General features: G+C 41.8%; 8 protein-coding genes. 3 read left to right on the top strand and 5 right to left on the bottom strand.

Translation table 11 applies throughout. The features are described from left to right. The first annotated feature begins 303 nt into the window (after positions 1 to 303). The 3 genes from DN752_RS06035 to DN752_RS06025 all read left to right on the top strand — a co-directional run bounded on the left by DN752_RS06035 (position 304) and on the right by DN752_RS06025 (position 4,470). Positions 304 to 1,293 carry a PorP/SprF family type IX secretion system membrane protein gene (locus DN752_RS06035; protein ID WP_262511695.1) on the top strand — a complete coding sequence of 330 codons (990 nt, stop codon included), beginning with the start codon at positions 304 to 306 and terminating at the stop codon, positions 1,291 to 1,293. A 2-nt stretch (positions 1,294 to 1,295) separates the two neighbouring features. Then, a complete protein-coding gene (locus DN752_RS06030; RefSeq protein WP_162633136.1) occupies positions 1,296 to 3,977 on the top strand; it encodes an OmpA family protein in 2,682 nt (893 codons plus the stop codon). A 163-nt stretch (positions 3,978 to 4,140) separates the two neighbouring features. Further along, complete coding sequence (locus tag DN752_RS06025; RefSeq protein ID WP_112783114.1) at positions 4,141 to 4,470, top strand: hypothetical protein; 330 nt, start codon at positions 4,141 to 4,143, stop codon at positions 4,468 to 4,470. A 152-nt stretch (positions 4,471 to 4,622) separates the two neighbouring features. Here the strand turns inward: DN752_RS06025 and DN752_RS06020 are convergent, their stop codons facing one another. From DN752_RS06020 to DN752_RS06005, 5 genes are all read right to left on the bottom strand, one after another. Next, a complete protein-coding gene (locus tag DN752_RS06020; protein WP_112786442.1) occupies positions 4,623 to 5,450 on the bottom strand; it encodes a mechanosensitive ion channel family protein in 828 nt (275 codons plus the stop codon). Between the two features lie 23 nt (positions 5,451 to 5,473). Then, entirely contained in the window at positions 5,474 to 5,650 is a 177-nt protein-coding gene (locus DN752_RS24670; protein ID WP_170134443.1) for a hypothetical protein, read from the bottom strand. Next, positions 5,650 to 6,237 (bottom strand): RNA polymerase sigma factor, encoded by a 588-nt coding sequence (locus tag DN752_RS06015; protein ID WP_112783113.1) that lies wholly within the window; start codon positions 6,235 to 6,237, stop codon positions 5,650 to 5,652. The genes DN752_RS24670 and DN752_RS06015 overlap by 1 nt, the downstream gene beginning before the upstream one ends. Positions 6,238 to 6,772: 535 nt before the next feature. Then, entirely contained in the window at positions 6,773 to 7,123 is a 351-nt protein-coding gene (locus DN752_RS06010; RefSeq protein WP_112783112.1) for a helix-turn-helix transcriptional regulator, read from the bottom strand. 773 nt (positions 7,124 to 7,896) lie between these two features. Further along, positions 7,897 to 9,219 carry a response regulator gene (locus DN752_RS06005; protein ID WP_211324164.1) on the bottom strand — a complete coding sequence of 441 codons (1,323 nt, stop codon included), beginning with the start codon at positions 9,217 to 9,219 and terminating at the stop codon, positions 7,897 to 7,899. Positions 9,220 to 9,237 lie beyond the last annotated feature (18 nt).

Below are 9,237 nucleotides of genomic sequence, written 5' to 3'. Positions count from 1 at the left end.
TAAGAACAAGGACAGGGACAAGAATTGATAACGATGGGCAAATGGGAAAGCAAGTAAGAAACAGGATAAGGAGTCAGGCCCCAGCGGGGCGAAAGCTTAGTGGCCGTGGGTGAAGCCCACGGTAATCAAAGGAGCGAATCCTAGGGGCATTAGCAGCGGAAGCAGTCCTGGTGCCATTTCCTTTTCGCTAATTCCGGGGACAAGTAGTAAATAGCTTGGTATCAAGGTTGGAGCAAAGAAAAAAGAGGAAAGAAGAAAGAGGAAAGAAGAAAGAAAAGCAAGATGCAAGTATCAATATTGGATATGAAAGAAAGACAAAAGTCAATGAGAAAAACAGGTGCATTGACATTGCTGCTGTGGTGTTTGCTGGGGGCTGGGGGGGCGATGGCCCAGCAGCTCCCGCAGTACAGCCAGTACATGTTCAACGGGCTGTACATCAATCCGGGTTATGCGGGTTATAAGGGCGAGCCTTATGTGCAGGCGACCTACCGTAGCCAGTGGGTGGGCTTTCCTGGGGCGCCGGAGACGTTCAGTTTTTCTGCGGACCTGAGTGCGAACGAGGGCAAGATGGGCTTTGGTCTGTCGGTGTTCACCGATGCGCTGGGTCCGACGAACACGAACAATATCCTGTTGACGTATGCGTACCGTATCCGGACTGGCGGTGAGAGCCAACTGGGGCTGGGAGTGAGTGCGGGAGTGTCGGAGTACGTGATCGACGGCTCGGAGCTGGACCCGAACGACCATCCGGACATGGAGCTTCCCCAGGGCCGGGTAAACCTGTTCACGCCAACGCTGAACGCGGGGGTCTTTTACAATACGCCACGTTTCTATGCAGGGCTGAGCGCCTTCAATATGGTGGGTAAGAAGTCGCTGGAGCGAGAGGACATCGCCTTGGCGTACCACGATTTCCATTATTACCTGACAGCGGGGCTGTTGGTGCCACTGTCGGATGATGTCCAGCTGAAGCCATCGTTCCTGGTGAAGGAAGTGAAGGGGGCGCCGACGAACTATGACCTGAACCTGATGCTGTTGTTCTTTGACCGTATCTGGCTGGGGAGTTCCTATCGCTCTAACCTGGACCTGTGGAAGGACAACCTGCCGGAAAACCTGAACAACCGGAATGCGGTGGCGTTCCTGTTTGAGTTCTTTGCGACGGATCAGCTCCGAATAGGCTATGCGTATGACCATAACCTGAACGTGCTGAACAATTACCGCAACCAGTCCCACGAAATATCACTGGGGTATTACATCTCCCCGAGAAATAGTAGAATGCGTAACCAAAGATGGTTTTAATTATGAAGAAAGAAATCAAATTAGCGTTAGTACTCATTTTTATTATGTTTTCTTTCCAGCAAAGTTATGGGCAGCAAGGATTGCTCCGGTATGCTGAAAAGGAATACAACCTGTTTCATTTTCAAGAGGCTGCAGACACCTATGTGAAGGCTTTTGAAAAACGTGGCAAATACCAAGCTGCCAAAGGTGCTGCGATGAGTTATGAAAAGATGAATGATTATGGTCAGGCCTACGAATGGTGGGAGAAAACAGTGGGGTTCGAAAATGCCAGCCCTGAGGATTATACGTATTATATCGGGGCCGCCAACCAGCAAGGAAAACTGGAAGAAGTCATGGATGCTCTGGATACCTTGGATACAGCTTTGCTCCCAGAAGGGCTGATGCTGGACTCGTTAACAGCTTGGTACCAAGAGGCTGCTGATGTACGGTTCAGTGCGATGGACTCCATTAACTCTTCTTCATCTGACTTTATCATGGCCAATGATAGGAAGGGCAATAAGTATTTTGTCTCGGATCGGGGAGCCTCAGGTAATCCCTCCAAGGCTGGTTTGAGATTTGATGTTTCTGAAAAATTCAATGAATCCCTTTATGAATGGACAGGCAGGGACTTTTTGAAAATCTACAAGGTCCAGAAGGATGGAGAGGTGTCGTCTTTGTCGTCCCCTGTTCCGGAAAGTTTTCATTTTTCAGATCCATTTTTCCTTGCAGAAAGTCCTGTGGTATTTTATACCGTTACGAGAAAACTCAAGCGATATAATGGTAAAAAAGTCAGGGCTAAAGACAGGGTGAATCCTGAGATGGATTATGGACAACCGAGGGAGGATATCGTCGATTATTATCCCGAACTGTATTTCAGTAAGTTGGATGAAGAAGGGAATTTTGTAGATTATCAGCCATTTCCCTTAAACAATCCATTGGAGTATTCGGTGATTACCCCCTATGTTGATGAAGCAAACCAACAGTTGTATTTTGCCTCGAATATGCCGGGTGGATACGGTGGGTTTGATCTCTATGTGATGGGGTATGATGAAGAGTTTAATTTTGACGAGCCAAAGAACCTAGGTCCTGAAATCAATACGGCTCTTGACGAAAGAGATCCCTTTTTGGTAGAGGAGCATTTTTACTTTGCTTCAAACGGCCATGCTGGTTTGGGAGGCATGGATATTTTTCGATCTGTCTATAATGGTGGCGGGATAAGTGGAGTAGAAAACATGGGAGTGCCCTATAATTCCTCGCGTGATGATTTTGCCATGCGTTTTGATGGTAGCGGGGATACATTCCTGTCCTCCAATCGGCCAGGAGGCAAAGGCCTTGATGATATTTACACCATTCAGGAAGAGTTGATCCGCTTTTTGGCCCGGGTCATAGACTGTGAAGGCAACCTGCTGACAGCTGGTTTTGTAGTGGATTTTGCAGCTAAAGAGAGCAATGAACCTATCGATCTCTCGGAGAATGAGGAGAGTGAGCTGGAAACAACCGTCTCCAAAGATCAGGAATACCAATTGGAAATCCGTGGTAAGGGGTATTTCACTGTTCGTGATAGTCAAATCAGCACTGGCGGTATGTCGGAAGGAGTGATAGAAAGGGAATACAGACTTATTCCCATACCGTATAGTAAGACCGTTTTTGTGGATTTGGTCTATTATGACCTCGATCGGTCCATGATCCGACAGGATGCTCAGCCAGTATTGGATAAGCTGGCAACCTTGATGGGGGAGCGTGACTATTTGGACCTTTCTGTCCGCTCGTATACAGACAGCAGGGCGTCAAAAGAGTACAATCAACAACTTAGCCATTCACGTGCGGAAGCTGTAGCTGCATACTTGTCAGAAAAAGGAATATCATCCAGTAGGGTCCATGAAGAGTGGTTTGGAGAAGAAGACTTGGTCAATGACTGTGGAGATGGGCAGCCCTGCCCCGAATGGAAACATCAGCAAAACCGACGAAGTGAATTGGTGCTGGTGGCTTTTTCGGAAGAAGGAAGAGAGTATGAGTTGCCAGAGGACTTGATGGAGCTCTGTGATTTGCCAAATCTAGGCGTTCAGATGGATGTGCCAATCATCTATTTTGATTTTGATAAAGCTACTTTGCGGCCCAAAAGTGTTCACGATCTTAATCGGATTGGCCTTTTGCTAAAGGAGCGGGACGAAATGGCCATAGCACTGGCTGGACATACAGATATCAGAGGTCCGGAAGCATATAATGAGGCACTTTCTGAAAAGAGAGCTGAAGTGGTCAGGGATTACCTTGTTGAGCAAGGGATAACGCCAGACAGGGTGACCTATCAATGGTTTGGCAAGCAGCAGCCTGTCCACGATTGTAGCGATAGTCCATGTAGTGAAGCCGAACACCAGCTCAATAGAAGAACTGAAATCAAGATTATGGTGGAGGGGAAAAATGTCAACGAAGATCATATAAGCCAAACAGTAAAGGGAAACAGTGACAACAAGATGAAGAATGAGCTGCTTATCGTTGCTGGGGTATTTTCAAATGAAGAAAATGCAAAAATCCAACTGGATAAATTAGAAAGTGAAGGCTGTGCAACGGTCAACTACTTTTGGGATGATGAGGTTGGACTTTATTATTGCTATATCGGGCGATACACCAACATGACCATAGCCAATGCGGAACTGGATGGATTTAAAAGGGATGGTTTTAAGGAGTTTTGGATCAGGGAGTTGTAGTGTTTTGATGCTTGTGGCTGTTTGAGGTGAATGGTTAGATGGCTGAGAATAAAAAAAATATGTTTTGCGTACATGTGCGTATTGCTTTTTTTGCTCGTTGGATGGTGTTTTTCTTTCTTTAGATAAAAGAAATTAATCGCCTTTAATATATTACTTATTTGTTATGATGACGAACAGAATTAATAAGCCTTGCAATTATTTTATTATAGAAAATGACGATGATACCAAAAATAAAATACAAGGTATGTTGGATCATGGTAGTTTCTTTTGTTTGGGGGACAGTGATACCAAGGTACGTGTAAGGAAAAAGTTGAGAGCCTGCTCTACCTCTCTTGATATCATTATATTGGGATTGTACGATGAAACTTACGAAATTGCGAAATACGTGATCGCAAACTTCCCCAAGGCAAGTGTAATTCTAATTGTAAAAGGAGGGGAGACATTCGAAAATGAATGGTTAGGGATGGAGAGAATAAATTATATAGTAGTTTGATAATGGGGCGATAAAAAGCATCCAAATGTCGATATGACTATCTGTGCCCTACAAAAACGGCAAGAAAATCAGCTGATTTTCTTGCCGTTTTTTTTACCAATTATAGTTTGGGATAAAAGAAGGCCTTATGAAAAAAGGCCTTCTTTTACGTTTTACTTGTTGGCCATGACAGTTACTTGGGAGTCCACTAGATCTTTGATAGGGATGATCATTTTACCAGAGTTTGTCCTTAAGATGATGGATATATTGTCAATGGCCAGAATGTCTCCTTCAATTTTACCAAACTGTATTCGTTGGCCGATTTGATAGTTCTTTTTGGAATAAAAGCTATATAAAATCCGAAGTACTACTTCCCGCGATCCCAGTCCAATGGCTATGGCAAAACAAGCTAAAAAGGCACCAAGAACGAGAGAAAGGTTATCGGTAATGACTTTGGTGTTTATTCCTGCTTGGCTGAGCGCTGTAATACCTACGAGGATCAGTATGATATAACTGATGATATTTGATATTACCTTGGAGCCTGACCAGCCAAATGATCTCAGAAGTTCTCTGATGAATTTTTTGACCACGACAGACAAGTAAATACCTAGTGCGAATAGAATGATAGCAACAAAAACTTGCGGAATATAGGCAAGGAATTTACCTATTTCTTCGGAAACAGCTTGGAGACCAAGGAAATCCGCACCGAAAATAATGATCAGTAGCACCAGAAAAAATCTGGCAAATGCCAATATGATCGTGGATGGTTTGATGTTGATATGGTGAAAAGGCTCACTTTCACTTAAGTTTTTTGCCAGTTCATCTATTTTTGAAAGGGTCAGTAGCTTCTTTAACAAGAAGAGGATCAGTCGAAGTATCAACCAAGCTACTATCAGAAAAACAACAAACATTAAAAGCGTGGGCAGGAATGCACTGATCTCCTTTAAGGTGTTGTCAACAAGATAAAAACTCCAATTAGTTTTGTCAAAAACTTCTTCCATAGATAAAATAATAAAATCAAACATTATGAATTTTCTTCAGAATCGTCAAATAAAGTCCCCAGTACCCCAGGGCTCTTAACCATAAAAAGGTCTGCCATATCAATCGATAATTTGATCAAATTGATATCGTCAATTACCTTTTGTCTTATATACTCCGGTAATTTCTCATCACTGATAATTTCTTGAAAAGGATTGGCCATCAGTCAATATCTTTATAAATATCCAACAATCGTTTTTTAGCACGATTTATCCTCATTTTTACAGCAGAATCACCCAAGTCAGTTAATTGCTGGATTTCTTTATGGGACATCCCGTCCATATATTTCATTAACAAGATCATCTTGTCATTGGGATCAAGTAACTGGAGCGACTTTTGGAGACGCTCCGCCTGCATTTTATATATTTCATTGTCATCGATTTCTTCATAGGGGTGATTTTCCAAGTTGTCCAGACTTTGAAATTTTTCTTTCTTTTTTTGGTGTTTCCGCTGTATATAATTTACACAGAAATTGTATGTGAAAGAATATAGCCAAGTGGAAAACTTTGCATCTCCTTTGAATTTCTTAAGCTGGAAAAACAGCTTTATGAAAATATCATGGGTTAAATCCTGAGCTTCGTCCTTGCTTTTTACAAAGCTGAGGCACTTATTGTACACGATGTTGGAATATCGGTCATACAATACCCCAAAGACCTTGGATTCTTTGTGCTTGACAATGTGATCGACTAGCTGGGCATCCTCCAGTGCTGAGTAGTTTAGTTCCTTATCCTCTTTCTTTGAGATCGTCATGGATACAGTCCTTAATGCTTCTTCCTAACTGATGACATGCTATCGCATGAGTTTCTGGACTCCCTGAAAGGTACTGTAGAAACCAATTCCGGTCTCGTCAAGCTGTGATATGTGTGGCAGCTGTTCTTATACATAAACATACGTAATTTAAAAGATGTAAGTACTATTTTACTTGATAAAATACCATTTTTAGGTTCTGGTACACTGTTTAATAGCAACAGAAAGCGTAATTACTGTAGAGGGAATAGCTTCTTGGTTTTTTTTACCATCTCCGTTCTATTCTTAGAGGCCAGTGAATACGGTTATGTTTTTAAGAAAAGTCGAACTTTATTGATTAAGGATAAGGTAAGCATTTTTAACCTCAATTGTGAGAGTTTTGAGAAAATACTAAGCATTCCAAAGAAGCCGTTCATTGACCGGAATTGTTTGCTGCGGAGAGGGAGTAAAAAAAGACGGAAAATTCATTTATTGAATTCCCGTCAAGAGTAGCGTGTTTGTAGTCCTTTTTTTATACCTTCTTACATGTTATAATTACTCAAGAAAACGTCACCATGAAGAGATTCAAGTCTTCCTCATTGGGTACGTTTAGACGTCTCCTGATCCGATATTTTCTGGATTGTACCGCACGGATAGTACTTTTGGTAATTCTTGCAATTTCCTTCGTGCAAAACCCCATTCTTAAAAGTACACAAAATTTGATGTCCATTGCATTCAGCTTTGAACTGGTGTTTTTGATCATTGTAATGAAGTTTGGATAGATCTCATTGAATTCTGATAAAAAATAGAGATCGCCTTTTTCTATGAGTGCCTTAAGGTCTTTACGGGGATCGGTGTTTAAATACTGTGTCGCATCCACTGCGAAATTTTGAGTAACAAGGTTATTCATAACAAATTATTTAAATGGTTATCGATTTCTTTTACTTTGTGTCTTCATAATTAGGACACATGATCTATAAAAAAGTCACATTGATACGCTCAATTTTACACTTGATTTATTTAGCAGATTTTGGTAATTATTTAAAGGTAGTAATGAATTAAACGCTTGTTTAAGTAGAAGTGAGGGGGCAAAAAATATCAGTTTGTGGTTTTTATAACTTGCTGTAAAATAGAATATTGCGGATGTGGTCATTCTTTATGAGGAAAGTCATAAGTATTGGAATGCCAATCAAATGAATGTTTGATTTTTTGGTAATAAATATTATGTAAAGCGTAAAAAATAAATTAAAAAAAGTTTTAAATTTTTTTTAAATGGTTAAAAATTGAAGAGATCGGAGTAAGATTGTGATAAGCAGTTGGTCTATTTTTGTGTGTTGGTAGGGATGAATTTCGAAATGGTTGGGCGCAGTGATACTCCCACAGTGGAGTACCTATCGTCAATGAAAGGGTGTCCTTGCAAGAGCATTGTTCATTGTTCGGACACCCCAGAAGATCACCCTTTTGGTAAAGGTGTGTGATAGGATGATCACGATGTTGGTGAGATTAACATCGAAGGGATTCTGGAAGGTGGTCTACCAGTTGTGTGCCAAAATGAATAATCGGTGCTGGGCCTGTGTTTGGAGCGTTTTACGAGTGGAGAAATTTCCACTTAACGGAAAAAATTCCTGATAGTAGAAGCGTGCTTGGTGCAAGCATTTTTTAAATTTTAGGGAATGCAAGAGGTTACCATTCCATTTTCTCGAGTTCTTCGTTCACCTTGGTCAATACATTTTCAAGGTTTAAAATGGCTTTTTCTTTTTCATTTTGAGGCAGTATGCCTTTTTCCAGATCGGTTATGGGTTGCTTTAGGCTATCGATTCCCATGGTCGTTATCGTGGGTTTTAGACGATGGGCAATTCTCCGGACACTATCTTCATCGTTTTTATCCAGCGCTTCTTTCAGTTCTTGAACGGAGGATTCTGATACGGATTTAAAAAGCGCTACCATTTTCTGCTTAAAATCCTTATTGCCAGGAGCAATGGCGTCCAGTCTGTCCAGGTCATAAAGTTGTTGTGTCCTTTTAGGCGCTTGCTGTTCAGGGGGTGTTTTTTTATTCAGCCAATACTGTATTTTGTTCATCAACTGTTGTTCGTCAAAGGGGAGGGTTAGGAAATCATTTAGGCTACTTTGGGCAAAAATAGGGTCGTTTGCTTCGATAGGGTAGGCCATCATGGCAATAATAGGGAGGCTGGCACCGGCTTTTTGACGAATGAAATGTGCTGTTTGTATGCCGTCCATGACAGGTAAGTGATGATTTACCAGCACGAGGTCTATCGGGTTTTTCTCCAAGTATTGCAAAGCGGAAACCCCATCACTGGCTTCCTGTGAAACCAAGCCTGTCTGCTTGATGATAGTAGTGATTATTGAGCGATTGATCGGGTTGCTGTCAGCGACCAATATGGTCTGTTTATTTAACGTTTTGGAACCGTGATCCGAATGATGTGAATGAGCGAGTCCACTGGCCGTTCCTTTGCTGAGCATGAAGCGTATGATCAGAGATGAACCGTTACTGTCGATGTTTTTGACAGAAACCCCACATTGGAGAAGGTTTACCAATCCTCTACAAATGCTTAATGCTGTACTGGGATCTTCAGGTGCATTTGTTGGTTGATGCTGTGTGTCGTTGGATAGATAGGAGACTATGTATTGTGCCGACTGGTGGGCGACTCCATTTATTTTAAAGTGGATATACTGATGGTGGGGATGTTCTTTTGCCAATTCACAGATAATGTCCAATCTTCTTTTTTCAGCAAAATGCCAGAGGTATTCCACTATATATAATAGAAGTTGGTTGATTCTGTAAAAATCTCCCTTGAGCACCTTGCTGATTTTTGGGTCGATATAGGAGTTGCTCACTACTATGCCCTTTTGTGATGTTACCAACGACTTGGTTAATTTTACCATCAGCCCCATGTTTTGCCTTAGATCAACGTTCGTTGGTTTAAGGGATAGTTCACCGGAGGCTATAAGCGATTGGTCTAGGGTGTTGTTATAGGTGGTGAGCAAGATGTTTTTGGTTAGTGA

It is taken from the genome of Echinicola strongylocentroti (assembly GCF_003260975.1).
Taxonomy (GTDB): Bacteria; Bacteroidota; Bacteroidia; order Cytophagales; family Cyclobacteriaceae; genus Echinicola; species Echinicola strongylocentroti.
Note: the sequence above shows the minus strand (reverse complement) of the source record. Positions and strands in the feature narration are given on the sequence as shown.

What these genes read in the sequence shown, in the direction of transcription:
- DN752_RS06035 (WP_262511695.1), top strand. Translation starts at nt 304, where the DNA reads ATGAAAGAAAGACAAAAGTCAATGAGAAAAACAGGTGCATTGACATTG.
- DN752_RS06030 (WP_162633136.1), top strand. Translation starts at nt 1,296, where the DNA reads ATGAAGAAAGAAATCAAATTAGCGTTAGTACTCATTTTTATTATGTTT.
- DN752_RS06025 (WP_112783114.1), top strand. Translation starts at nt 4,141, where the DNA reads ATGATGACGAACAGAATTAATAAGCCTTGCAATTATTTTATTATAGAA.
- DN752_RS06020 (WP_112786442.1), bottom strand. Translation starts at nt 5,450, where the DNA reads ATGGAAGAAGTTTTTGACAAAACTAATTGGAGTTTTTATCTTGTTGAC.
- DN752_RS24670 (WP_170134443.1), bottom strand. Translation starts at nt 5,650, where the DNA reads ATGGCCAATCCTTTTCAAGAAATTATCAGTGATGAGAAATTACCGGAG.
- DN752_RS06015 (WP_112783113.1), bottom strand. Translation starts at nt 6,237, where the DNA reads ATGACGATCTCAAAGAAAGAGGATAAGGAACTAAACTACTCAGCACTG.
- DN752_RS06010 (WP_112783112.1), bottom strand. Translation starts at nt 7,123, where the DNA reads ATGAATAACCTTGTTACTCAAAATTTCGCAGTGGATGCGACACAGTAT.